Here is a 23,046-nt window from a genome sequence, read left to right as displayed (position 1 = left end):
CCATGTGCCGAGTGGTCGATCTACGGCAGGCGGTGCTCGCCAAGAACGACGAGGCGGCCCACACCCTGCGCGCCGAACTCACCGCACGCGGAACCGCGGTCGTCAACCTGCTCTCCAGCCCGGGCAGCGGGAAGACCGCCCTGCTGGAACGCGAACTGTTGCTCGCCCGGGAGCGGGGGGTGCCGGTGGCCGCGCTGACCGCCGACCTCGCCACCGAGAACGACGCGGTACGGCTGGCCCGTTCCGGCGTACCGGTCAAGCAGGTCCTGACCGACGGGCTGTGCCACCTGGAAGCGGGGATGCTCGGCCGGCACCTGGACGGGTGGCTGCCCGAGGACACCCGGATCCTCTTCGTGGAGAACGTGGGCAACCTCGTCTGTCCGGCCTCCTACGACCTCGGCGAGTCCCTGCGCGTGGTGCTCGCCTCGGTCACCGAGGGCGAGGACAAGCCGCTGAAGTATCCGACCGCCTTCGGGCTGGCCCAGCTGGTGGTGGTGACCAAGACGGACATCGCGGAGGCCGTCGAGTTCGACGAGGCTGCCTTCCGCGCGAACGTCCAGCGGGTCAACCCCGGTGTGGAGGTGGCGCTGACGTCCGCACGCGCGGGGGAGGGCGTGGGCGTGCTGCTCGACCGGACGCTGGCGGCCGGCACGGGAGCCGGGGCACACAGGCCGGTCATGGCGCGCGCTCAGCACGGGCACACGCACGGGCACGGGCACACGCACGGGCACGAGCATGGGCACGATCACGATCACGGCGACGGGCACGCCCACCAGCACGCGGCCCCGCAGCGCGTGGTGCAGACCCGCTGATGGAAGCCGTCCAGCGCCGCCGGATCACCGTGCGGGGCGTGGTCCAGGGCGTCGGCTTCCGTCCGTACGTGTACACCCGAGCCACCGGACTCGGCCTCGCCGGGCACGTCACCAACACCCCGGACGGCGTCGTCGCCGAGGTCGAGGGTGCGACGGCGGCGGTCTCGGAATTCTGCGAGCGGCTCGCGGCGGACGCGCCCCCGCTGGCCGTGGTGGACGCCGTCGAGCACTGCGAGGTGCCCGTCGCCGGCGGCGCCGGGTTCACCATCGTCGCCTCCCGGACCGGCGGCCCCGCCCGCACCCTGGTCTCCCCGGACGTGGCCACCTGCGCCGACTGCCTCACCGAACTCGCCGACCCGGCCGACCGCCGCCACCGCCACCCCTTCATCACCTGCACGCACTGCGGGCCGCGCTTCACCATCGTCACCGGGCTGCCCTACGACCGCGCCCACACCACGATGGCCGGCTTCCCGATGTGCCCCGACTGCGCCCGCGAGTACGCCGACCCCGGCGACCGCCGCTTCCACGCCCAGCCGGTCGCCTGCCCGGCCTGCGGCCCCCGGCTGCGGCTCCTGGCCGGGCACCCGCCCCGCGAGGTGACCGGCGCCGACCCGGTCGCCGGGGCGCGCCGGCTGCTGGCCGACGGGGCGATCCTCGCGGTGAAGGGACTCGGCGGCTACCACCTCGCCTGCGACGCCACCCACCCCCGCGCCGTGGCGGAACTGCGCCGCCGCAAGGCCCGCGGGGACAAGCCGTTCGCGCTCATGGCCCGGGAACTCGCCGACATCGAGCCACTCGTCCACATCGGTCCCGAGGAACGGGCCCTGCTCACCGGAGCGGTCCGGCCGATCGTGCTGCTGCGACGCCGCACCGCCGCCGCACGGGGGGCCCTGGACGCCCTGGCTGACGGAGTCGCCCCGCGCTGCCCCGACCTCGGCGCGATGCTCCCGTACACACCCGTGCACCATCTGCTGCTCGGCCTGCCCGGCGATCCGCCGGGCCCCCGCCTGCTCGTCATGACCAGCGGGAACCTCTCCGGGGAGCCCATCGTCACCGACGACGACGAGGCCCTGGACCGGCTCGCCCGGCTGGCGGACGCCTGGCTCACGCACGACCGCCCGATCCATGTGCCGTGCGACGACTCGGTCGTGCGCGTCTGCGACGGCGAGCCGCTGACCGTACGGCGCTCCCGCGGCCACGCCCCGCTGCCCGTGCCGCTCCCGCTGCCGGTCCCGGCGGTCCTCGCCGCCGGGGGAGACCTGAAGAACACGTTCTGCCTCGGTGAAGGACACCGGGCGTGGCTGTCCGCGCACATCGGCGACATGGACGACCTCGCCACCCAGTACGCCTTCGAACGGGCCGAGCGGCAGCTGGAGTCCATCACCGGCGTCACGCCCGCCCTGCTCGCCGCCGACCGGCACCCCGGCTACCGCTCCGGCCAGTGGGCCCGGCGCGCCGCCGCCGGCCGTCCCCTCGTCCGCGTGCAGCACCACCACGCGCACATCGCCTCCGCGATGGCGGAACACGGCTTGGACGGCGGCCGGAAGGTGATCGGCGTCGCCTTCGACGGCACCGGCTACGGTGACGACGGCGCGGTCTGGGGCGGCGAGTTCCTCCTGGCCGACTACACCGGGTACACGCGCTTCGCCCACCTCGCCTACGTCCCCCTGCCGGGCGGCGACGCCGCCGTGCACCGCCCGTACCGGATGGCCCTGTCCCATCTGCGCGCCGCCGGCATCGACTGGACACCGGACCTGCCCTGCGTCGCGGCCTGCCCTCCCGACGAACTGCGCGTCCTGCGAACCCAGTTGGCGCACGATCTGAATTGCGCCGCCACCTCCAGCATGGGTCGCCTCTTCGACGCCGTCTCCTCCCTGACGGGGGTGTGCCACCGCTCCGGCTACGAGGCGCAGGCCGCGATCGAGCTGGAGTCCGCGGCGCTCACCGCCTCCGCCGCCCCCGCCGGACCCGCGTACGCCTTCGGCCTGCGCGAGCCCGTGGACGGCGCCGCACACCCGGTCACCGCCGACCCGGCCCCCGTACTCGCCGCGGTCGTGGCCGATGTACGGGCCGGCGTGCCCGCCGCGCTCATCGCCCGCCGCTTCCACGCCGCCGTGGCCGCGCTCGTCGGCACGCTCTGCGGGCTCGCCCGCGAACGGCACGGCCTGGACACCGTCGCCCTCAGCGGCGGCGTCTACGCCAACACCCTGCTCTCCTCGGAGTGCGCCCGCACCCTGCGCGAGCGGGGTTTCACCGTCCTGCGGCACACCCGCGTCCCGCCGAACGACGGCGGACTGTCCCTCGGCCAGCTCATGGTGGCGGCAGCGGTCCACGCCACGGAACACCACCCCTAGTGAAGGAGAAGCCCATGTGCCTGGCGGTACCCGGCAGAGTGCTTGACATCGGTGAGAGGGACGGCACCCGCATGGCGACCGTCGACTTCGGCGGCGTGCAGAAGGAGGTCTGTCTGGAGTACCTGCCGGACCTCCAGGTCGGCGAGTACGCCATCGTCCACGTGGGATTCGCCCTTCAGCGCCTCGACGAGGAGTCGGCGAAGCAGACCCTCGAACTCTTCGCTCAACTCGGCTTGCTCCAGGAGGAGTTCGGCGACCCGTGGGAGGCGGCCGCCGCGGCCGGAGGTGCGCCCTGGCCCTTCGCCGACGACCCGGACGGTCCGGCAGGAGCGGTACCGCAGGAGGAAGCCCGGCAGGAGGAGATCCGGAAGTGAAGTACATCGACGAGTTCCAGGACCCCGAGCTCGCCCGCAGGCTGCTCGACGACATCCACGCCACCGTGACCCGGCCCTGGGCCCTGATGGAGGTCTGCGGCGGCCAGACGCACACCATCATCCGGCACGGCATCGACCAACTACTGCCGGATCAGGTCGAGTTGATTCACGGTCCGGGCTGCCCGGTGTGCGTCACGCCGCTGGAGGTCATCGACAAGGCCCTGGAGATCGCCTCCCGTCCAGAGGTGATCTTCTGCTCCTTCGGCGACATGCTGCGCGTCCCGGGGACGGGCCGGGACCTCTTCCAGGTGCGGAGCGAGGGAGGCGACGTACGGGTCGTCTACTCCCCGCTCGACGCGCTGAAGATCGCGCAGGACAATCCGGCGCGCGAGGTGGTGTTCTTCGGCATCGGCTTCGAGACCACCGCGCCGCCCAACGCCATGACGGTGTACCAGGCGAAGAAGCTGGGCATCCGCAACTTCAGCCTGCTGGTCTCGCACGTCCGCGTCCCCCCGGCCATCGAGGCGATCATGCGGTCGCCGAGCTGCCGGGTCCAGGGCTTCCTCGCGGCCGGCCACGTGTGCAGCGTGATGGGCGTGGGGGAGTACCCCGAGCTGGCGGCGCGCCACCGCGTCCCCATCGTCGTGACCGGCTTCGAGCCGCTGGACATCCTCGAAGGCGTACGCCGGGCCGTACGGCAGCTGGAGCGCGGCGAGCACACCGTCGACAACGCCTACGCGCGCGCCGTGCGCCCGGAGGGGAACCCCGCCGCCCTCGCCATGCTGGAGGACGTCTTCGAGGTCACCGACCGTGCCTGGCGCGGCATCGGCGTCATCCCGGACAGCGGCTGGCGGCTGTCGGCCCGCTACCGGGAGTACGACGCCGAGCACCGCTTCTCGGTGACCGGGATCAACACCCTGGAGCCGGCCGAGTGCCGCAGTGGCGAAGTGCTCCAGGGGCTGCTCAAGCCGCACGAGTGCGAGGCCTTCGGCACGGTGTGCACCCCGCGCAGCCCGCTCGGCGCCACGATGGTCTCCAGCGAGGGCGCGTGCGCCGCGTACTACCTGTACCGCCGGCTGGAGCTCGCTCCCGCCCAGACCGCCGTATCGCCGGAGGCGAGCCCCGTTGCCTGAAACCGCGCTGCCTGAGACCGCCCTGCCTGAAACAGCACTGCGCGCGACCGCGCTGCCTGAGACCACACGGCCCGAGAAAGCGCTCGACATCACCGGCTGGACCTGCCCGGCCCCCCTGCGGGACCGGCCCCGCGTGGTGATGGGCCACGGCGGCGGCGGTGCGCTCTCGGCCGAACTCGTCGAGCACCTCTTCGCCCCCGCCTTCGGCGGCGAGGTGCTGGCCCAGCTCGGGGACTCCGCCGCCCTCTCCCTGGGCGGGGTCCGGCTGGCCTTCTCCACCGACTCCTACGTCGTGCGGCCGCTGTTCTTCCCGGGCGGCAGCATCGGCGATCTGGCCGTCAACGGCACCGTCAACGACCTGGCCATGAGCGGAGCCCAAGCCGCCTACCTGTCCTGCGGGTTCATCCTCGAAGAGGGCGTCGAGGTCTCCGTCGTGGCGCGGGTGGCCGAAGCCCTCGGCGCCGCCGCGCGCGCCGCCGGGGTGGAGGTCGCGACCGGCGACACCAAGGTCGTCGAGGCGGGCCACGGCGACGGCGTGTACATCAACACGGCGGGCATCGGGCTGATCCCCGAGGGCGTGGACCTGCGGCCCCAGCGCGTCGTCCCCGGCGACGTCGTGATCGTCAGTGGCGAGATCGGCCTCCACGGGGTCGCGATCATGAGCGTCCGGGAGGGACTGGAGTTCGGCGTCGACGTCGAGAGCGACTGCGCGGCCCTGGGCGGGCTCGTACGGACCATGCTCGCCGTCACCCCGGACCTGCACGTCCTGCGCGACCCCACCCGCGGCGGTCTGGCGGCCTCTCTCAACGAGATCGCCGCCGCCTCCGGTACCGGCGTCGTCATCCACGAGGGGCGCGTACCGGTCCCAGCCGCCGTCGGCAACGCCTGCGCGATCCTCGGCCTCGACCCCCTCTACGTGGCCAACGAGGGCAAGCTGGTGGCCTTCGTCCCGCGCGAGCACGCCGACGCGGTCCTCGACGCCATGCGCGCCCACCCGCTGGGCCGGCACGCGGCGGTGATCGGCGAGGCGGTCGACGCCCACCCCGGGGTGGTCGTGGCTCGTACGGGCCTCGGCGGCACCCGGGTCGTGGACCTGCCGATCGGGGAGCAACTGCCGCGCATCTGCTGAGGCGGCCCGGGCACAAGCGGGAGGTACCGGAAACCGGTCGGCCGGGACGCGGGGCGCGCTGCGGGAGATGATGGAAGCCGAGAGCCGCTTCGGCGAGGGCCGACCCGAGCGCGGAGGAGGTGTGCGTGCCATGACGGAGCACGACGGCGGTCCGTCGGCGCGGAATCTGGAGGAAGGCCGACTGCTCAAGGAGCTGGAGGCCATCCACCGCACGCGTCACGAGACCCTGCTGCACGGGTCGGACGATGCCCTGGTCACCCACACGCAGCGGATGAACGAGCTGGAGCGCGAGTACGTACGCCGCCACCCGCAGCGGGCCCAGACCCCCGGCCGTACCCGCTCGGGCGCCCGGGCCCGCACTGCCGAGTAGGCAGCGCGGACGTCAGGGCCGGCCGTCGTCCTTGCTGGTGTAGCGGCTGCGCGCCCACAGCGGCAGGACGAACCAGCACAGCAGGTACCAGGCCAGCACACCGGCCACCAGCCACGGCACGACGACGCTGTCCGTGGCCACCCGCAGGACCAGGTAGAGCGAGGCGGTGAGGGTGGCCAGCAGCAGGACGATGCCCGTGAAGGTGAGCCGTGAGGCCCAGACGACGGCCTGGGGCTTGATGCGGCGGCCCGAGACGATGCGGTGGAAGGCGACCGGCCCGATGAGCGCGCCGGTCGCGAGGGAGCCGAGGACGACGGTGATGATGTAGACCGTCTTCTCGGACTGGGCGAGGCCCTGGAAATGCGGGGTGAAGACCACCGTCAGCAGGAAGCCGAAGAGGATCTGCACGCCGGTCTGGGCGACCCGGATCTCCTGCACCAGCTCCTGCCACCGCCGGTCCGCGCGCTCCTCTTCGGTTTCGTTCCTGCCGTGGCCCCGTGCGGCGTCCTTGCCGTCTTCGCGCATGCGGTCTCCCCATGGTGTGTACGCCCGAGCGCCTACCCGGGCGGGCAGAACTCATGCCGTCCGGGCCGGGCCCCCTCCACGGCTGCTCCGCACGATAATGGGTCATGTTTGCCTCGCGTGAGACAATTTTGTATCGTTCGAGGCGAAGGAGGCTCATCGTGCACGAGAACGAACTGCTGGACAGTGCTGCGCGCGTCCTCGCCGGAGACCACAGCGCCTCCATGGTGCAGATCGCTGCCGGGATCGGGACCAGTCGCGCCACGCTCAGCCGCCGCTACGCGACCCGCGAGGCCCTGCTGAAAGCCGTCGCGGTCCGGGCGATCCAGGTGGTCGACACATGTCTGACCCCGGTCGACCTGCCCCGAACCGCCGACGGGGCCGCCTTCGACGCCGCGCTCGAGGAGCTGGTCCTCGCCCTGATGCCCGCCGCGCACCTGTACGGCTTCACCTCGCGGGACGCCACCGTGCTCGCCGACCCCGAGTTCCGGGCCGGTGTCGACCGACAGGACCGGCGGGCGCTGGCCTTCCTCGCCCTCGGTCAGCGGCTCGGGCGGCTGCGCACCGACCTGCCGCCGTACTGGATCTGGTACTCGCTCTGGGGTCTGCTCGACGCGGCCGCCGAGGGCGTCCGCGACGGGCACCTCGCTCCCCGGCAGATCGGCCACCTGGTCCTGACGTCCTTCCTGAGCGGGGCGCGGTTCACCGCGCCCGCGCACCCCGCGCAACCCTGATCGGAACCTCATGCCCAGCCTCGCGCCGGACTCCCGCCGGTGGATCGTCCTGGCGATCCTCTCCGGCAGCCTCCTGCTCATCTCCATGGACACCACGATCCTCAACGTGGCCTTCCCCTCGCTCGTCGGCGACCTCCAGCCGTCCGCCGTGCAGCAGCTGTGGATCATCGACGTCTACGCGCTGGCCCTGTCCGGACTCCTGGTCACCGCCGGCGCGCTCGGTGACCGCTGGGGCCGCAAGCGGCTGCTCATGGCGGGCTTCTGCATCTTCTCGCTCGCCTCGCTCATAGCCGTCTTCTCCACCGAGGCCTGGCACGTGATCGCGGCCCGCGCCCTCCTCGGAGTCGGCGGCGCGGCCATCATGCCCTCCACCCTGTCGATCCTGCGCAGCGTCTTCACCGACGCCAGGGAACGCGCCTTCGCCCTCGCCGTCTGGGCCGCCGTCTTCGGCGGCGGCATGGCCTTCGGCCCGGTCGTCGGCGGACTGCTGGTCCAGGACTACGGCTGGCACTCCGCCTTCCTCCTCAACCTCCCCGTCGCCGCCCTGATCATCGTGGCCGGGCTGCGCTACCTCCCCGAATCGCGCGCCCCGCGCAGCACCGGCACGTGGGACTGGTGGGGCGTCGGCCAGTCCGTCGTCGGCATGCTCGCCCTCGCCGGAGGCATCAAGCAGCTCGGCAAGAGCGGCGTCGGCGACCCGCTTCCCTGGGTGCTGCTCCTGCTCGCCGCCGTCGCGCTGACCGTCTTCGTACGCCGCCAGCTGCGCGTGGACAACCCGCTGCTCCAGGTGCGGCTCTTCGCCAAGCCCGCCTTCAGCGTCGCGGCCACCGCGATCTTCCTGCCCATGGTGGGCATGGGCGCGATCCTGTTCCTGGTCACCCAGTGGTTCCAGTACGGCCAGGGCTACACCCCGCTGGAGGCCGGCCTGCGGCTGCTGCCCGCACCGCTCGCCCTGATCTGCGCCTCGATGGTGGCCCCCGTCCTGATGCAGCGCTTCGCGATACGGCACGTGCTGGGCACCGGTCTGGTCGTCCTGGCCGCGGGCATGGCCATGCCCTGGACCCTCCAGCAGTTCACCGAACTCGGCTACCCCGCCTTCGCGGCCGCCCTGACCGTCATGGGCCTCGGCGCCGGCACGGCGACCACGGTCGCCTCGGTCACGCTGATCTCCGCGGCGGCCGCGGACGAGGTCTCCAGCGCCGCCGCCATCGAGGAGACCTGCTACGAACTCGGCTCGGCCATGGGCGTCGCCACCCTCGGCTCCACCGCGGCCGCGCTCTACCGGGGGAACCTGCCCGTCCTCGACCTGGACGGTCCGAGCGCCGCCGCGGTGCGGGACTCCGTCGGCGAGGCCGCCCACACCGCCGAACGGCTGGGCGGCGCCCTCGGCCAGGCGCTGATCGACACCGCCTCGCAGGCCTACACCCTCGCCATCACCCCGGCGTTCCTCATGGCCGGCGGCCTCGCGGTCGCCGCCGCGGCGACGACCTGGGCGCTCATTCCGCGCGATCTCCAGCCCACCGAGAACCACTGAGCCGGCCCGACCGGAACACGGGCGCGACGGGCGCCGGGCCCAACGTGGTGGTACCCGGCGCGGCCCGGTGGCCCAGGCCCGTGCGGTACGCGTCGAGGGCCGCCTCGGTCCGGCCGGTCCGGCGCAGCAGGTCGCCCAGCATCCGGCACAGATCGGCGAGATCGCCGCTGGCCCCGCTGCGCTCCAGCAGTGCCAGCGCCTGCACGTAGTGCTCCTCGGCGGACTCGGGCTCGCCGCGCTCCTCGGCCATCAGGCCGAGGAGCCGGTGCGCGCCGGCCGCGTGCACGGCGCCGTGGCTGTCCCCCAGCTCCAGCAGCGCCGACAGCAGTTCCGCGGCTTCGTGGTACCGGCCGAGCCGGCGCAGTACGTCGGCCAGCTCCACCTCCACCTGGGCGGTGTACAGGGCGGCGCGCCGGGCGGACAGCATCTCCCTCGCCGTACGCAACTCCCGTTCGGCCGAGTCGAGTTCACCGTTCTGGGCCTGTACGTAGCCGCGCATCCAGTGGCAGTGCGCCAGGTCGGTCCGCAGCCGCAGCTGCCCGTAGATCGCCTGGGCCTTGGCGAGGGAGGCGTCGGCGTCGGCCACCCGCCCCTCGGCGAGGAAGGTCCGCGCCACCTGCCGGTGCATCCCCGCGACCAGGGCCGGATCGCTGACCTGCGGGGCCAGCGCGAGGGCGAGCTCGGCCGCGTGGGCGGCGCGGGCGTGGGCGCCCATGTCGATGTACGGGCCGATCACCGCGGCGTAGAGCAGGACCAGCGCCTCGGGGTCGGCCAGCCCGCTCGTGCTCAGCTCGTCGATGGTGGATTCCAGCAGGTAGCAGGCGTAGCGCAGCTCTCCGGCGAGCAGGTGGGCGACGGCGCGGCCGCGGATGGGGCGGGCGCGGCGGGGCAGCGGCTCATCGGCGAGCAGCCGCTCGCTCGCCTCGAAGTGGCGGATCGCATCGGCGAGTTCGCCGGATTCCAGGGCGCAGTCACCCAGTCCGAGCAGCGCCTCCGCCTGCTCGGGGGCCAGGGCGAGCTCTTCCGCTTCGGTGAGCAGCCGGCGGTAGCGGGCGGCGGCCTCGTCGGCGGCGCCGGTCGCGAGCGTCTGCTGGGCCTCGGCGAGGCCGAGCCGCACCTCGGTGGCCAGGTGGGCGGGGCGGCCGGTGGCCAGCTCCTCGTACGTGGTGCCCAGGCGTCCGGCCAGGTAGCGCAGGGCGGTCTCGGAGGGGCGGACCTTGCCCGACTCCAGCGTGGAGACGTAGGCAGGGGTGTAGTTGGGCTCGGCCAACTGTCTCTGAGTGAGGCCTAGTTCTCCGCGCATGCGCTGAACCCTGCGTCCGATACGGGCCGGTTCGTCCATGGAATCCCCCCTGGTTGCTCGAACTCCCCAGTATTCAGCGGGAACAGGCCATTGCGCACGCCCTGCGCGCCACCTAATTTAAGCAACCGATTCAACTGACTTATCTCGCTTCTTAACTTCCTTTCCAGGGGGAGGACTTCATGCGTCCAGTGATGCGTCCAGCCAGGCGTCCGGTCAGACGCCCAGCCGCCCGCGCGGCTCTGCGCGGAGCCGTCGCGGCGGCCTGTGCCACCGCCGTGCTGGTGGCCGCCGGGCCCGCGCGCGGGGCCGACGCGCCGGTGAGGGCCGGGGCGGGGGTGGAGGTCGAGATACCGGGGCCGGAGCACGGCGGTGACGCCGGGTCCGGCCACACCCGCGTACCGGCCGCCGGCGCGCCGGCGAAGACCGCGGGCGGGCTCTCCCCGGCCGAGCGGGCGGCCGACGGCGAGGTCGCCAAGATGATCGACAACGGTTCCACCGCCGACCGCCTCGACGTCGTCGTCATCGGCGACGGCTACACCGCCGCCGAACTGGAACGCTTCCACGCCGACGCCCGGCAGAAATGGGACGAGGTCACGGCCGTCGAGCCCTACACCACCTACCGGAACCTCTTCAACGTGTGGACCGTCGACGCCGTCTCGCGCGAGTCCGGTGTCTCCGGCGACCCGGACGCGGCCACCGTCCGGGACACCGCCCTCGGCTCGTACTTCTGGTGCGAGGACATCGAGCGGCTGCTGTGCATCGACCAGCCCAAGGTCGACGCCTACGTGGCCAAGGCGCCGGCCGCCGACCTGGTCATCGTGCTGGCCAACAGCGCCAAGTACGGCGGAGCGGGCTACAACGAACGCAGCGCCACCCTCGGCTACGAGGGGATCTCGACTGCCTCGGCCGGCCACGCGAAGTCCGGCCAGGTCGCCATCCACGAGACCGGCCACTCGCTCGGCAAGCTCGCCGACGAGTACTTCTACCCGGGCGTCCCGGACTACGAGAAGTACACCGGCCCCGAGCCCGGCGAGTCCAACAGCTCCACCCTGGCCGCCGGCCCGATGGCCGGGCAGCGGGCCAAGTGGTACCGCTGGCTCGGGGAGCCGTCCCCGGACGGCGGCCCGGTCGGCACGTACGAGGGCGGCGGCTACTTCGTCTCCGGCCTGTACCGGCCCACGGACAACTCGATCATGCGGGTCCTCGGCAAGCCCTTCAACCTCCCCGGTGTCGAGGCGATGATCGGCGGGTTCTACCAGCACGCCAGGACCGTCACGCCCCTCACCCCGACCGACCGCACCCTGCGGGCGCGCCACACGGCGAAGGCGGCCGTGCCGAAGCTGGCCGGAGCGGACGGGCGTCAGCTCGTGGTCCGCTGGTACCTGGACGGCAGGGAGCTGAAGAGGTTCGAGGGCCGGACCCAGGTGGCGGTGGCCGATCTGTGGCTGTTCGACTTCCGCACGCACCGGCTGTCGGTCACCGCGGAGGACCGCACGTCCTCGGTGCGTGACCCCAAGATCGCCCGCACCCTGCGCTCCACGGCGCAGTGGGAGGTCCGGCTCTAGGCGGGAGGCCGGGTCCGGTCAGGTTCCTTCAGACCCGGCTCCAGACGGCCATCGCCCAGGAGAACAGCCCGAACAGCATGAGCCCGGCGGCGACCACCACGAGGAGCCACGGTCCCGCCGGGGTCTGGGCGAAGGCCCGAAGGGTGTCGTCGACACCCTTCGCCTCCGCGGGGTCGTAACGGACCGCGGCGTACACGATGAAGGCGCCGGCCGCGGCGAAGACGGCGCCGCGGGCCACGCCGCCGGTCACGCCGAGGAACTCGACCGCCTTGCGGACCTCCCCGGACATCCGGCCCATCGCCAGTTTCTTGCGGAACGTGCGCCGCGCCGCCTGCACGGCGATCACGACGCCCCCGACGGCGATCGCCGCGCCGGCCGCGCCGACCCACCACGGGCCGCCCGGGAGCTCCATCACCTTGGCCGTCACGTCGCGCGACTGCTCGTCGCTGGACCGCTGGCCGCCGGACCCGGCGGCGAAGGACAGCACCGAGAACGCGACCACCCCGTAGAACACCGTCCGGGCCGCCGACGCCAGCCGCTTCCCGGCTTTGCCGCCGTCGGGGCCGGCCGCGCCGAACACGGTCTCCGACAGCCGCCACAGCATCATGCACACCAGGCCGATGCCGACGGCCCACACGAGGACGCGGCCGAACGGCTGTTCCATGAGCTCCTGCAGTGCGCCCTGGCGGTCCGCCTCCTTGCCGCCGCCGTCACCGAACGCCACGCGGAGGGCGAGCACACCGACCAGCACGTACAGCACGCCGCGCGCCGCCAGTCCGCACCGGGCCACCACCTCTCGGCCCATGCCGCCCTGGGAGGCGGTCCGTACACCCTCGCGTCCTGCACCCTCGCGTCCTGCACCCTTGCGCCGTGCACCCTCGCGTGTTGCTTCGCGGTCCGTCATGACGCGCGGCTACCCGGGCTCGACCGCTCCATGCCCGCGGGACGACCGTGCGGTGAGACCGTCCAGGACCAGGCCGAGGCCCAGCTCGAATCCGCGGTCGTCCAGTTCGGCCAGGCCGCCGCCGGTCGCCGCGGCGCCGGTGAGGGAGTCGGCGAGGGCCGGGTAGGCGGGACGGTAGTCGCCCGCGGCGCGGGTGAAACCGGCCGTGAAGGTCTCCAGCGCCGACCCCAGGACCAGGTAGTCGATGGCGGCGGCGGCCTCGGCCGCCTGCGCCGGGGTGCAGCCGGCCCGGATCAGTGCGCCGAGCAGCGCGTCGTAGCCGCGCAGGGCCCGGTCCGCCTCGACCCGGCGGCGGGCGGCGGGGGCGATCGCGTTCGGGTGCCGCAGGTACACCCGGCGGTAGCCGCGCGCGTACGCCGCGATCCCCTCGCGCCAGTCCGGTGCGTCGAGCGGGCTCAGATCGATCTCTTCGTTGATCAGCTCCGAGACCGCGTCGAGCACGTCCTCCTTGGACGCCACGTGGTGGTACAGCGACGCTCCCCGGACGCCGAGGCGGTCGGCGAGCGTGCGCATCTTCAGCGCCTGGGGGCCCTCCTGGTCGAGGAGTTCGAGGGCCGCGCGCGCGATGATCCCGCGGCTGAGCAGTGGTTGGTTCGGTCGGCCCACGTGTGATCCCCCTCGTTCCGGGCCGTCAGGTTACCCGCACGCAGGGTCTTTCCAAGGGGTCCGGGCCGGGTTAAGGTCCCCGCATTCCCGATACCTAACAACGTTAGATTTAATTTCCGGGACGCGTCGGCACCCCCGGCGCGTCATCCCTCCGTGAGAGGTGCGCATGCCAGACCTTCCCTCCGCACGCCCTGGAACGGGCGACGCCGACGCCGCCCGCCTGACCGATCTGGGCTACACCCAGGAGCTGAACCGCAGCCTCGGCGTCCTCGGGAACATCGCGATGGGCTTCGCCGTCGTCTCGCCCGTCGTCGCCCTCTACGCCGTCTCGATGGTCGGCACGATGATCGCCGGGCCCGCCTGGGTCTGGGCGCTGCCGATCGTGCTGCTGGGCCAGTGCCTGGTGGTGAACGTCTACTCCGAGCTGGCCTCGCAGTGGCCACTGGCCGGCGGCCCCTACCAGTGGGGCCGGCGGCTGCTGGGCCCCTCCTTCGGCTGGATGAGCGGCTGGGTGTGGCAGTTCGCCGTGATGTTCGGCAACACCACAGTCGCCTACCTGGCGGCCCCCTGGGTCTTCGCCCTCGTCGGCGCCACGCCCACACCGGGCGCCATGGTCGCGGTGGCCGCCGGGATCCTGCTGGTGTGCATGCTCGTCAACGCCTACGGGATCAGGATCCTGAGCTGGTTCGTCTCCCTGGGCATCGCCGCCGAGGCCATTGCCTCCGTACTGGTCGGCTTCGCGCTGCTGCTGTTCTTCCGCGAGCACGGCTTCGCGCTGTTCACCGAGACCCTCGGCGCCGAAGAGCTGTCCGGGGGATCGGCCACGGTGGCCTTCCTCGCCGTCCTGGCCGTCGCGGGCTGGGGCTTCATCGGATTCGACGCCTGCGTCTCGACCGCTGAGGAGACCAAGGACGCCGGCCGCCAGGTCCCGCGCGCCATGTGGTGGGCGCTGCTCAGCGTCGGCCTGGTCGTCATCCTCAACGCGATGGCGGTCGCCCTCGCCCACCCCTCGCCGCGGGCCGTCGTCGCGGGTGAGGACCTGGACCCGGTGACCACCGCCGTCACCACCGCGTTCGGCTCCTGGTCCGACAAGCCCTTCGTGGCCGTGGTCCTGGTCGGGTTCCTCGCCTGCGCGATGGCCTCCCAGGGCGGGGCCGCGCGCGGGGTGTACTCGCTGGCGCGCGACGGGGTGTTCCCCTTCTCCCGCCTGGTGCGCCGGGTCAACCGGAGGCAGGCACCCATCGGCGGTCTCGTCGCCTCGACCTTCGTCAGCTGTACGGGCCTGCTGCTCGGCCTGAACGCCACGGCGATCGGCAGCCTGATCGCCTTCGGCACCGCGGCCACCTTCCTGCCGTTCTTCCTGGTCACGCTGGCCGCGCTGATCGCCCGGGTGCGGGGGAGCTGGACCCCCTCCGGCCATGTCCGGCAGGGCCGCAAGGGCACCTTCCTGAACGTGCTGGCCGTCCTGTGGACCGCGTTCGAAGTCGCCAACGTGTGCTGGCCGCGAGCCGTCCTCGCCCCGCCGGGAGCCCCCTGGTACCAGATCTGGGCGGGTCTGCTCGGCACCGGAGCGGTGATCATCGCGGGGCTGGTCTATCTGAGGGTCAAGAAGCCGCAGGACACGCTGCGCGCCGCGCAGGCGCGCACGGAGGACCACGACAACCAGGAGGACGGGGACGGGCGCGCGGGCGCGCTCACCGCCGAACGCCTCTGATCCCCCGCCCCCCGCCCCCCGCCGACAACCGCACCCGACAGAAGGAGTAGTGACATGCACCTGCCACGTACGCCCCTCCCGCGCCCCTCCCGCCCCCACATGACACGGCGCGGCTTCGGCGCCGCCGCCCTCGCGGCCGCCGCCGTCCCCCTGTTCGCCGGCCCTGCCGCCGCCGCCCGGAACCTCCCTTCGGCCACGCGCGCGGCGGGCGACGACCCGCTCCACGCTCCGGCCGAATGGGAGGCGCACTCCGCCTGCGTGATGGCCTGGCCCTGGGACAGAACCGCAGGGTGGGGCGGACTGCTCACCGGCGTCCAGGCCGAGGTGGCCGGCATCGCCAAGGCCGTCGCCCGGTTCGAGCCGGTGCTCATGTTCGCCGAACCGGGCACGGCGCAGCAGGCACGCACGCAGTGCGGCAGCTCGGTGACGGTGGTCGAGTACCCGGTCAACGACTGCTGGACCCGGGACACCGCGCCGGTCTTCGTCGTGAACGACGCGCGGACCCAGCGGGCCGGACTCGACTTCCGGTTCAACGGATGGGGCGAGAAGTACCCCTTCGACAAGGACGACCTGCTGCCCGTGGGCGTGTGCGCGCAACTGGGCCTGCCCCGCACCCCCGTCGACATGGTCCTGGAAGGCGGCTCGGTCCTCACCGACGGACAGGGCACCCTCATCACCACCGAGGAGTGCCTGCTCCACCCCAACCGGAACCCCGGCATGACCCGGGCGCAGATCGAGGCCACGCTGCTCGCCTCGTACGGAGCGCGCAAGGTCATCTGGCTCCCGTACGGCCTGTACCACGACGACATCACCAACGGGCACGTGGACCTCGTCGCCGCCTACCTGGGCCCCGCCCGGCTGCTGCTCCACACCCAGCCCGACCCCGCCCACCCCAACCACGACCGGATGGCCGCCAACAAGGCGGTCCTCGACGCCTCCACCGACGCGTGCGGCCGCCGCTTCCAGGTGGTGGAGATGCACCACCAGCCGCAGTTCCGCCACCAGGGGCTGACCGTCGAGACCTTCAGCTACACCAACTACTACCTGACCAGCGGCAGCGTCGTCGTGCCCACGGCCGGTGAACCGGCGGACACCCTCGCCCTCGCACAGTTCGCCACCCTCTTCCCCGGGCGCGAGGTGGTCGGCGCCCCGGCGCGCACCCTCGCCTGGGGCGGCGGCGGAGTCCACTGCGTCACCCAGCACGTGGCAGGCGCCTGAGACCGCACCGGCCGGTGTCCGCGGCGACGGGGGATCGCGGCGGCCACCGGCCGGTGTGCCTGTGCCCGTGCCTTTCCGTACGGGACCGGAAGGGAGGGGCCGGGACGTACAGGAGCGGGACGGAAAGGAGCGGGACGGACGGGACCGGGACGGACGGGAGCGGGACGTACGGGCTACATGGGGTCCATGCCGCGGTCGTCCATCCCGCTCTCCCGCTCGCTCTGCTCCATGAGACGGCGGGCCTTGTCCCGCAGGCGCTGGCGCTCGTCCGCGTCCTTCGAACGGTCAGCCGCTTCGTTCAGTTCCTGGGCCTTGGCGCGCATCTGCTGGGACCGGCCGCGGGACTCGCCTGAAACGCTCATGATCGCTCCTTGGATCTGTGGGGGAGAGCGGGCGGATTCAGCGAACCAGCAGTGTTGTGCGCTCGCATCTCGAACCGTCACCGAGCGTGACCCGTACGGACGGCCAGACGCGCTCCGTCCCGCTGACTGGCTTAGGCTCGGACCAGGCTGAAAAGGGGATGGTGTCCATGTGCCGCTGGCTCGCCTACTCGGGTTCGCCCCTGACGCTCGACGCAGTGCTCTACCGTCCGGAGCACTCGCTCATCAACCAGAGCCTCCACGCGCGCATGGGCGTGGAGTCGACCAACGGCGACGGCTTCGGCATCGGCTGGTACAGCGCGGACGGCAGTGGTGACGGCACCCCCGCCGTCTTCCGGGACATCGCACCGGCGTGGAACAACCGCAACCTGCGCGAGCTGGCCGCGCACGTACGCTCGCCGCTGTTCTTCGCGCACGTCCGCGCCTCCACCGGATCGGCGATCCAGCAGACCAACTGCCACCCCTTCCGCCACGGACGGTGGCTGTGGATGCACAACGGGGCGATCACGGACTTCCAGCGGCTGCAGCGGGACCTCTGCATGGCCGTGGATCCGGCCCTCTTCCCGGCCATCGAAGGCTCCACGGACTCCGAGGTGATGTTCTACCTCGCGGTCACCTACGGCCTCGACCAGGACGTGCCGGGAGCCGTCGCGCGGATGGTCGGCCTGGTGGAGCGGCTCGGCAAGGAGCACGGCGTACCCGACCCCCTCCAGATGACGGTGGCGGTGAGCGACGGCGAGCGGCTGTGGGCGTTCCGCTACTCGAGCCAAGGGCGGTCGAGGTCGCTGTTCTACAGCAGCAAGGCCGAGACCGTCCGGCACCTCCACCCCGAGCTGCACTTCCTCAACGAGGTCTCCGATGCGACACGGCTCGTGGTCTCCGAGCCCCTGGGCAACCTGCCCGGGATGTGGAACGAACTGCCCGAGGCCAGCTACACCGTGATCCCCGCCGCTACGGCAGAGGACTACCTCCCCTTCGTCCCGGAGCTGCCCTGACACCTGATCGCCGGAGTGCCCGCGGCGGGGTCAGGCCGGGTCAGCCGCGAGGGACGTCGTCAGGGTGAAGAGGGCTCCGTCGGGGTCGCGCAACGCCACCCACCGCTCCGCGGCGTTCGACGCGATGTCCGAGACGGTGCGCCCGCCCATTGCCACGGCGGCCTCGATGGCGGGGCGGAGCGCGGGGACACGGAAGTGGACGTGCCAGCGGGGCCTGGTGTGGGGGGAGTAGGAGGCGAGCTCGACCGGGCCGCTGTTGAGGCGGGCGACGGGCTCGCCGCCCTGCCGCAGGACGACCTGGTCCTCCTCGTACGAGACCTCGCAGCATCCGGGGCGCCCGGAGGCCCACTCCAGCACGGCGCCGTAGAAGATCGCCGCGTCGAAGGCGTTCCTCGTACGCAGCTCCAGCCAGGCCGGCGCGGGGCCCTTGCCCACCCGCCAGTGGGCGGAGACGGAGCCCTGCCAGATGCCGAAGACCGCGCCGTCGGGGTCGGCGACGAGCGCCGCGCGGCCGCCGGAGGCGAAGGAGACCGGGCCGACGGCGATGGTGCCGGTGCGCTCCCGGATCCGGTCCACCGCCGTGTCGGCGTCGTCGACGGCGAAGTAGGGGGTCCACGCCACCGCGACGCCCAGGTCGGAGGCCAGCGCTCCGATGCCCGCGACCGGCACGCCGTCCAGCTCGGCGACGGAGAAGGCGTCGCCGAGACGGGCGCGCCGGAACCTCCAGCCGGTGACCGCGGCGTAGAAGCGCTGCGCCGTCTCGAGGTCGCGGGCCATCAGGCTCACCCAGCACGGAGCTCCGAAGACCTCCTTGGTCGACATCTCCACCACTCGCTCCGTCCCTCCTGAGCCCCCGGCCCCCACGCTCTCATTCTGGTCCTTTCCGGGACGCTCTTCCCGGTCACCGCCGCCGGTGTCGGCCGTCACCATCAGTGAGCGGGACGCTTCGATGTCTTCCGGCGGACTGGGCGGCCCGGGCGATAGCCTCTGACCCGACGCCCCCAGGCTCGGAGCTCGGAAGGCAGGTCTCCCGTGGTGACATCCCAGGTCCCCGTGATCGATCTCGGGCCGTGGCGGTCCGGCGGACCCGACGTCCGCGCGCGTACGGCGGCCCGCGTCGACGAGGCGCTGCGCGCGGCGGGTTTCCTCCTGGTGACCGGCCACGGGGTGGACCCCGCGCTGCCCGCACGGATCCGGGAGGCGGCGCGCGAGTTCTTCCGGCTGCCCGCCCCGGTGAAGGCGCCGTACGCGGTCGCCGTCGGCGGTCGGGGCTGGCTCGGCCCGGGGGCAGAGGCCAACAGCTACGCGGAAGGCAAGGCTTCGCCGCCCGACCTGAAGGAGTCCTGGTCCTGGGCGGCGGAGGACCCCACCGGTGTGCCGGGGGTGGACGCCGAGTGGTTCCGTCCCAACGCGTGGCCGGCGGAGGCGCCCTCGCTGCGGCCGCTGGTGACCGAGTACCTGAGCCTGATGCGGGCCCTCTCCGACGAGCTGCTGGAACTGCTGGCCACCGCCCTCGGTCTCGACGAGGACCACTTCACACGCCACACCTCTCACCCCACCTGGGGCTTCAACCTCAACTGGTACCCGGGTACCGAGGTCGTGGGGCGGCCGCTGCCCGGCCAGTTCCGCATCGGGGCGCACACCGACTTCGGCACGGTCACGATCCTCGACCGCCAGCAAGGAGCGGGCGGGCTGCAGATCCACACCGACGCCGACGGCTGGCAGGACGCCCCTTACGACCCGCACGCGCTCACGGTCAACATCGGCGACCTGATGGCCCGTTGGACCGGGGACCGGTGGCGCGCCGGCCGCCACCGCGTGCTGCCGCCGCCCGCCGACGTGCCGGCCGAGGAGCTGATCTCGCTGGTCTACTTCTACGAGTGCGATCCCCACACCCGCGTGGAGTCCCTGCCCGCCCCCGTCGGGCGCGTGGTGCACGACCCGGTCGACTCCCACACGTACCTGCGGGAGAAGCTCAGCGCCATCAGCGTCACCGGGGGAACTACGACTTCAGGGTGAGCCGGACCCTTCCCAGGTGGGAGGGGGCCGTCCTCCTGCGAGTTGACGATCCGACAGGTCAGGCTCAGTAGGTTCGGATCCATGAACCGACGCCGTACGGCTTCCGCAGCCGTCTTACTCGCCATGCTCCTGCCGGTCCCGCTCGCCGCCGCGGGCACCTCGGCCGCCGCCGATTCCGCGGCCGTGGCCGAGAGCCGCCGCACCACGGTGGAACTACCCCGTCCCACCGGCCTTTTCTCCGTAGGACAGGAGACGCTCCACCTCGTGGACCGGAGCCGGACCGACCCCTGGGCGGGGTCCGGGCCGCGCGAGCTGATGGTGACCATGCGCTATCCGGCGCAGCGCGGCACCGGCGGTCCCGTGCGCTACCTCACCCGCGAGGAGGCCAGGCTGCTGCTGGTCGACCGGGGGCTGGACAAGGTGATCCCGGTCGAGACCCTGGCCGGTACCGCGGCCCACTCCCGGTCCCACGCACGCCCCGTCGCCGGCCGCTATCCGCTGATCGTGCTCTCTCCCGGCTTCACCGTCCCCCGCGCCACCCTCACCGCACTGGCCGAGGACCTGGCCTCGCGCGGCTACGTCGTCGCCGCGGTCGACCACGCGTACGAGAGCGCGGGAACCGCCTTCCCCGGCGGGCGCGTGCTCCAGTGCCTGGCCTGCGAGAAGGTCGAGGCGGCGGGCGGCATGCACGTGGTCAGCGACACACGCGCCCGCGACGTGTCCTTCCTCCTGGACCGGCTCACCGGACGCGACCCGGCCTGGCGGCACGCCGGCCTCATCGACGCGAGCCGCATCGCGATGGCGGGCCACTCCATCGGCGGTGCCTCGGCGGCCGCCGCGATGGCGACGGACCCGAGGGTCCTGGCCGGGGTCGACATGGACGGCGGACTCGCCACACCGGTCCCCGGGACCGGGCTCGGCGGGCGCCCCTTCATGCTGCTCGGCGCGCAGGACCGGGGCCCCGGCCAGAACCAGAGCTGGGACGGCGAATGGCCGAAGCTCGACGGCTGGAAGCGCTGGATCACCTTCGCGGACTCCGGCCACTTCAGCTTCAGCGACTTCCCGGTGATCGGCGACCGGCTGGGCATCCCGTCCCCCGAGGCCCCGCTGTCCGGCGTCCGCTCGGTCGAGCTGACCCGGCGCTACGTCGGAGCCTTCTTCGACCAGCACCTCAAGGGCACGCCCCAGCCCGTACTGGACGGTCCTTCCGCCGACGCTCCGGAGGTCCGCTTCCACACCCCGTGAGCCGCCGTTGTCGGACCACCGTTGTGCCGAGCACAGTGGGGCAGGCACGGCGTTGTTCAGACCACCGTCACCGGGTGCCGCACGACCGCGTCGAAGAGGTAGCCCTGCGTGTTGTGGGCGGCCGTCGCGGGCTGCGTGCGCCCGGTGGCGTCGGTCGCCCGGGCCAGCAGCGCCGTGGGGCCCGCGGCTCGCGGGGTCCACGGCAGCGACCAGCGGACCCAGCTGCCCCGGCGCGGCGCGTCGTGCAACCGGGCCCGCTGCCAGCGGACACCGCCGTCGGTGCTGACGTCCACCCGCAGTACGGGCGCCGCGCCCGACCAGGAGCGGCCGGTCAGCAGCCGCGTCCGGTGCACGGGGACGGTCGCCCCCAGCTCCAGCTCGAAGGCGCTCTTGAGGGTCTGCCGGGTGAACTGGGCGCCCTCCGCCGGATACCGGGGCCCGAACAGCCGGTACGTGTCGGTGTTCCACGGCGAGTACAGCGGCCGGTCGCTGACCTCGATGTCACCGACCCACTTGACCGAGGAGATCCCGGCCCACTGCGGTACGACGAGGCGGACCGGGCCGCCGTGGTCGGGCGGCAGCGGCCGCCCGTTCATCTCGTAGGCGAGCAGTACGTCGTCCAGTGCCTTCGACACCGGCAGCGGGCGCCGCACCCGCCCGAGGTTCACACCGTTCGCGATCACCTCGTCGTCCAGCCCGCGCGGCAGGACGTCGACGGCGCCGGGCGTCACACCCGCCAGCCTCAGTACGTCCGACAGCCGCGCGCCGCGCCAGTGGCCGACGCCGATCCCGCCCAGGGTCCACGGGGTGCCGCTGACCGGCTGGCCCTGCTGGGTGGCGTAGAAGCTGCGGCCGTTGCCCGCGCACTCGATGAACAGTGTCCGCTCGACCGCCGGCAGCGCGCGCAGCCGGTCGTACGAGAACGCGACCGGGCCGGCCGCCAGCCCGTCGCCCCACACCTCCAGCGTCCATCCGCCGGCTTCGAGCCGTGGGGTGGTGGTGTGGTTCCGTACGAAGAACCGGTCGACGGGAGTGAGCGGGCCGGTGCCGCGCAGGGCGGCGAAGTTCGTCTCCGCGTTGGTGCCGCGGATGGTGAACAGCTCGGGCGGCAGCGGCTTGACGGTCCCGGGCGACGCGGCCGCGCCGGCGGTGGCGTCGGCGCCCGCGCCGGCGCCGGTCGCGGCCGAGGCCGTCCCGGCCGCTCCCAGCCCCAGGGATCCGGCGGCGGCCCCCGCCGCGAACAGCCTGAGCAGGTCCCGGCGGTCCACTCCGGCGGAGCGGGCGCGGCCGCGCGCCCATTGCCGCAGGCGCGTCCGGTCGTACCGGCTCTCGTCCGACAGTTCGGAGGTCATGGCGGGGTCACTCCTCGGTCGTGGCTTCCCGACGGACCGTAACGGCCCGGGGCGAGCCGCGAAAACATTCCCACCGTGATGGCCACGAATCCGCAACACGGCGGCAATGACCGATTACCGCTGGTCGGCCGACTTTCGGCAGGATGTGGGGCATGACCGAGATCCGTACCCCCCGCCTCCTCCTCCGCCGCTGGACCGAGGACGACCTCGTCCCCCTGTCGGAGATCAACGCCGACCCGGAGGTGATGCGCTGGATCGGGGACGGCTCCACCCGCGACCTGGACCGGACGGCCGAGGACATCGAGCGCTGGGAGGAGGAGTGGGACGAGGAGGGCTTCGGGCTCTTCGCCGTGGAGCTCCTCGGATCCGGCGAGCTCATCGGCGTCGTCGGCCTCTCGGTTCCCGAGTACCTGCCGGAGGTGCTGCCGGCGGTGGACATCAGCTGGCGGCTCGGCCGCCAGTACTGGGGCCAGGGCTACGCGTCCGAGGCGGCTCAGGCCACGCTCGAGTTCGCGCTCCAGGACCGCGGGCTCGACCGGGTCATCGCGATCAACCGGGCGGGCAACGACGATTCCGAGAACGTGATCCGCAAGCTGGGCATGGTGCCGGAGCGCGACACGACCGAGCCCGAACACCACCACCTCCTGCAGATCCACAGCATCGACCTGACCGAGTACGAGGCCTGATCCCCGCCTGCCGCCTGCCGCCTGCCGTACTTCCGTC

At 72.8% G+C, this 23,046-nt stretch carries 22 protein-coding genes; 15 read left to right on the top strand and 7 right to left on the bottom strand.

What is annotated here, in order from left to right; translation table 11 throughout:
* Positions 1 to 2: 2 nt before the first annotated feature.
* The 6 genes from hypB (at position 3) to AB0D48_RS24920 (ending at position 6,172) form a co-directional block, all read left to right on the top strand.
* Entirely contained in the window at positions 3 to 812 is an 810-nt protein-coding gene (gene hypB, locus AB0D48_RS24945; RefSeq protein WP_362400969.1) for a hydrogenase nickel incorporation protein HypB, read from the top strand.
* The gene (gene hypF, locus AB0D48_RS24940; protein ID WP_362400966.1) at positions 812 to 3,166 is read left to right on the top strand and encodes a carbamoyltransferase HypF; all 2,355 of its coding nucleotides are present in this window, start codon (positions 812 to 814) and stop codon (positions 3,164 to 3,166) included. Before hypB ends, hypF begins: the two co-directional genes overlap by 1 nt.
* Before the next feature lie 14 nt (positions 3,167 to 3,180).
* Positions 3,181 to 3,540 carry a HypC/HybG/HupF family hydrogenase formation chaperone gene (locus AB0D48_RS24935; protein WP_362400963.1) on the top strand — a complete coding sequence of 120 codons (360 nt, stop codon included), beginning with the start codon at positions 3,181 to 3,183 and terminating at the stop codon, positions 3,538 to 3,540.
* The gene (hypD, locus tag AB0D48_RS24930; RefSeq protein ID WP_362400961.1) at positions 3,537 to 4,673 is read left to right on the top strand and encodes a hydrogenase formation protein HypD; all 1,137 of its coding nucleotides are present in this window, start codon (positions 3,537 to 3,539) and stop codon (positions 4,671 to 4,673) included. Before AB0D48_RS24935 ends, hypD begins: the two co-directional genes overlap by 4 nt.
* Positions 4,674 to 4,725: 52 nt before the next feature.
* Positions 4,726 to 5,802 carry a hydrogenase expression/formation protein HypE gene (gene hypE, locus AB0D48_RS24925; protein ID WP_362401062.1) on the top strand — a complete coding sequence of 359 codons (1,077 nt, stop codon included), beginning with the start codon at positions 4,726 to 4,728 and terminating at the stop codon, positions 5,800 to 5,802.
* Between the two features lie 130 nt (positions 5,803 to 5,932).
* Positions 5,933 to 6,172: a DUF6158 family protein gene (locus AB0D48_RS24920; protein ID WP_362400958.1), complete on the top strand. Its 240-nt coding sequence runs from the start codon at positions 5,933 to 5,935 to the stop codon at positions 6,170 to 6,172.
* Positions 6,173 to 6,184: 12 nt separating this feature from the next.
* Here the strand turns inward: AB0D48_RS24920 and AB0D48_RS24915 are convergent, their stop codons facing one another.
* Positions 6,185 to 6,697: a DUF6328 family protein gene (locus tag AB0D48_RS24915; protein ID WP_362400955.1), complete on the bottom strand. Its 513-nt coding sequence runs from the start codon at positions 6,695 to 6,697 to the stop codon at positions 6,185 to 6,187.
* Between the two features lie 158 nt (positions 6,698 to 6,855).
* Here AB0D48_RS24915 and AB0D48_RS24910 point away from each other — a divergent pair, with 158 nt between their 5' ends.
* Positions 6,856 to 7,428, top strand: a complete 573-nt coding sequence (locus AB0D48_RS24910; protein ID WP_362400952.1) for a TetR/AcrR family transcriptional regulator — start codon at positions 6,856 to 6,858, stop codon at positions 7,426 to 7,428.
* Positions 7,429 to 7,438: 10 nt separating this feature from the next.
* The gene (locus AB0D48_RS24905; RefSeq protein ID WP_362400949.1) at positions 7,439 to 8,962 is read left to right on the top strand and encodes an MFS transporter; all 1,524 of its coding nucleotides are present in this window, start codon (positions 7,439 to 7,441) and stop codon (positions 8,960 to 8,962) included.
* On the opposite strand, the gene AB0D48_RS24900 is transcribed toward AB0D48_RS24905, so the two are convergent.
* Positions 8,925 to 10,304 carry a helix-turn-helix transcriptional regulator gene (locus tag AB0D48_RS24900; protein ID WP_362400946.1) on the bottom strand — a complete coding sequence of 460 codons (1,380 nt, stop codon included), beginning with the start codon at positions 10,302 to 10,304 and terminating at the stop codon, positions 8,925 to 8,927. The genes AB0D48_RS24905 and AB0D48_RS24900 overlap by 38 nt on opposite strands.
* 140 nt (positions 10,305 to 10,444) lie before the next feature.
* Here AB0D48_RS24900 and AB0D48_RS24895 point away from each other — a divergent pair, with 140 nt between their 5' ends.
* On the top strand, positions 10,445 to 11,830 hold the full coding sequence (locus AB0D48_RS24895; protein WP_362400943.1) for a M64 family metallopeptidase: 1,386 nt from the start codon (positions 10,445 to 10,447) through the stop codon (positions 11,828 to 11,830).
* A 28-nt stretch (positions 11,831 to 11,858) separates the two neighbouring features.
* Here AB0D48_RS24895 and AB0D48_RS24890 read toward each other — a convergent pair whose 3' ends face one another.
* Both AB0D48_RS24890 and AB0D48_RS24885 read right to left on the bottom strand, forming a co-directional pair.
* Entirely contained in the window at positions 11,859 to 12,635 is a 777-nt protein-coding gene (locus tag AB0D48_RS24890) for a DUF1206 domain-containing protein (RefSeq protein WP_362401059.1), read from the bottom strand.
* Positions 12,636 to 12,743: 108 nt separating this feature from the next.
* Complete coding sequence (locus tag AB0D48_RS24885) at positions 12,744 to 13,400, bottom strand: TetR/AcrR family transcriptional regulator C-terminal domain-containing protein (protein WP_362400940.1); 657 nt, start codon at positions 13,398 to 13,400, stop codon at positions 12,744 to 12,746.
* 166 nt (positions 13,401 to 13,566) lie between these two features.
* Here AB0D48_RS24885 and AB0D48_RS24880 point away from each other — a divergent pair, with 166 nt between their 5' ends.
* Entirely contained in the window at positions 13,567 to 15,114 is a 1,548-nt protein-coding gene (locus AB0D48_RS24880) for an APC family permease (RefSeq protein WP_362400937.1), read from the top strand.
* Between the two features lie 54 nt (positions 15,115 to 15,168).
* Positions 15,169 to 16,332, top strand: coding sequence for an agmatine deiminase family protein (locus AB0D48_RS24875; RefSeq protein ID WP_362400934.1), 1,164 nt, complete (start codon positions 15,169 to 15,171; stop codon positions 16,330 to 16,332).
* A 173-nt stretch (positions 16,333 to 16,505) separates the two neighbouring features.
* Here AB0D48_RS24875 and AB0D48_RS24870 read toward each other — a convergent pair whose 3' ends face one another.
* On the bottom strand, positions 16,506 to 16,694 hold the full coding sequence (locus tag AB0D48_RS24870; protein ID WP_362400931.1) for a DUF6381 family protein: 189 nt from the start codon (positions 16,692 to 16,694) through the stop codon (positions 16,506 to 16,508).
* Positions 16,695 to 16,861: 167 nt separating this feature from the next.
* Between AB0D48_RS24870 and AB0D48_RS24865 the strand changes: the two genes are divergently transcribed.
* Positions 16,862 to 17,707 carry a class II glutamine amidotransferase gene (locus tag AB0D48_RS24865; RefSeq protein ID WP_362400928.1) on the top strand — a complete coding sequence of 282 codons (846 nt, stop codon included), beginning with the start codon at positions 16,862 to 16,864 and terminating at the stop codon, positions 17,705 to 17,707.
* A 30-nt stretch (positions 17,708 to 17,737) separates the two neighbouring features.
* Here the strand turns inward: AB0D48_RS24865 and AB0D48_RS24860 are convergent, their stop codons facing one another.
* Positions 17,738 to 18,529 carry a VOC family protein gene (locus AB0D48_RS24860; protein ID WP_362401056.1) on the bottom strand — a complete coding sequence of 264 codons (792 nt, stop codon included), beginning with the start codon at positions 18,527 to 18,529 and terminating at the stop codon, positions 17,738 to 17,740.
* A gap of 210 nt (positions 18,530 to 18,739) precedes the next feature.
* Between AB0D48_RS24860 and AB0D48_RS24855 the strand changes: the two genes are divergently transcribed.
* The gene (locus AB0D48_RS24855; protein WP_362400925.1) at positions 18,740 to 19,726 is read left to right on the top strand and encodes a 2-oxoglutarate and iron-dependent oxygenase domain-containing protein; all 987 of its coding nucleotides are present in this window, start codon (positions 18,740 to 18,742) and stop codon (positions 19,724 to 19,726) included.
* Between the two features lie 81 nt (positions 19,727 to 19,807).
* Positions 19,808 to 20,971 (top strand): alpha/beta hydrolase, encoded by a 1,164-nt coding sequence (locus tag AB0D48_RS24850; protein ID WP_362400922.1) that lies wholly within the window; start codon positions 19,808 to 19,810, stop codon positions 20,969 to 20,971.
* Positions 20,972 to 21,027: 56 nt separating this feature from the next.
* On the opposite strand, the gene AB0D48_RS24845 is transcribed toward AB0D48_RS24850, so the two are convergent.
* The gene (locus tag AB0D48_RS24845; protein ID WP_362400919.1) at positions 21,028 to 22,323 is read right to left on the bottom strand and encodes a sulfite oxidase; all 1,296 of its coding nucleotides are present in this window, start codon (positions 22,321 to 22,323) and stop codon (positions 21,028 to 21,030) included.
* A gap of 152 nt (positions 22,324 to 22,475) precedes the next feature.
* Here AB0D48_RS24845 and AB0D48_RS24840 point away from each other — a divergent pair, with 152 nt between their 5' ends.
* Positions 22,476 to 23,009, top strand: a complete 534-nt coding sequence (locus tag AB0D48_RS24840) for a GNAT family N-acetyltransferase (protein ID WP_362400916.1) — start codon at positions 22,476 to 22,478, stop codon at positions 23,007 to 23,009.
* Positions 23,010 to 23,046 lie beyond the last annotated feature (37 nt).

The sequence above is a fragment of the Streptomyces sp. NPDC048269 genome, assembly GCF_040652395.1.
In the GTDB taxonomy this organism is placed as follows: Bacteria; Actinomycetota; Actinomycetes; order Streptomycetales; family Streptomycetaceae; genus Streptomyces.
Note: the sequence above shows the minus strand (reverse complement) of the source record. Positions and strands in the feature narration are given on the sequence as shown.

Bases quoted from the DNA above. Each gene is read 5' to 3' on its own strand.
- AB0D48_RS24920 (WP_362400958.1), top strand. From the start codon at position 5,933: ATGACGGAGCACGACGGCGGTCCGTCGGCGCGGAATCTGGAGGAAGGC.
- AB0D48_RS24860 (WP_362401056.1), bottom strand. From the start codon at position 18,529: ATGTCGACCAAGGAGGTCTTCGGAGCTCCGTGCTGGGTGAGCCTGATG.
- AB0D48_RS24880 (WP_362400937.1), top strand. From the start codon at position 13,567: ATGCCAGACCTTCCCTCCGCACGCCCTGGAACGGGCGACGCCGACGCC.
- AB0D48_RS24900 (WP_362400946.1), bottom strand. From the start codon at position 10,304: ATGGACGAACCGGCCCGTATCGGACGCAGGGTTCAGCGCATGCGCGGA.
- hypF (WP_362400966.1), top strand. From the start codon at position 812: ATGGAAGCCGTCCAGCGCCGCCGGATCACCGTGCGGGGCGTGGTCCAG.
- AB0D48_RS24870 (WP_362400931.1), bottom strand. From the start codon at position 16,694: ATGAGCGTTTCAGGCGAGTCCCGCGGCCGGTCCCAGCAGATGCGCGCC.
- AB0D48_RS24840 (WP_362400916.1), top strand. From the start codon at position 22,476: ATGACCGAGATCCGTACCCCCCGCCTCCTCCTCCGCCGCTGGACCGAG.
- AB0D48_RS24905 (WP_362400949.1), top strand. From the start codon at position 7,439: ATGCCCAGCCTCGCGCCGGACTCCCGCCGGTGGATCGTCCTGGCGATC.
- AB0D48_RS24895 (WP_362400943.1), top strand. From the start codon at position 10,445: ATGCGTCCAGTGATGCGTCCAGCCAGGCGTCCGGTCAGACGCCCAGCC.
- AB0D48_RS24890 (WP_362401059.1), bottom strand. From the start codon at position 12,635: ATGGGCCGAGAGGTGGTGGCCCGGTGCGGACTGGCGGCGCGCGGCGTG.
- AB0D48_RS24915 (WP_362400955.1), bottom strand. From the start codon at position 6,697: ATGCGCGAAGACGGCAAGGACGCCGCACGGGGCCACGGCAGGAACGAA.
- AB0D48_RS24875 (WP_362400934.1), top strand. From the start codon at position 15,169: ATGCACCTGCCACGTACGCCCCTCCCGCGCCCCTCCCGCCCCCACATG.
- AB0D48_RS24935 (WP_362400963.1), top strand. From the start codon at position 3,181: ATGTGCCTGGCGGTACCCGGCAGAGTGCTTGACATCGGTGAGAGGGAC.
- AB0D48_RS24865 (WP_362400928.1), top strand. From the start codon at position 16,862: ATGTGCCGCTGGCTCGCCTACTCGGGTTCGCCCCTGACGCTCGACGCA.
- AB0D48_RS24850 (WP_362400922.1), top strand. From the start codon at position 19,808: ATGAACCGACGCCGTACGGCTTCCGCAGCCGTCTTACTCGCCATGCTC.
- AB0D48_RS24845 (WP_362400919.1), bottom strand. From the start codon at position 22,323: ATGACCTCCGAACTGTCGGACGAGAGCCGGTACGACCGGACGCGCCTG.
- hypB (WP_362400969.1), top strand. From the start codon at position 3: ATGTGCCGAGTGGTCGATCTACGGCAGGCGGTGCTCGCCAAGAACGAC.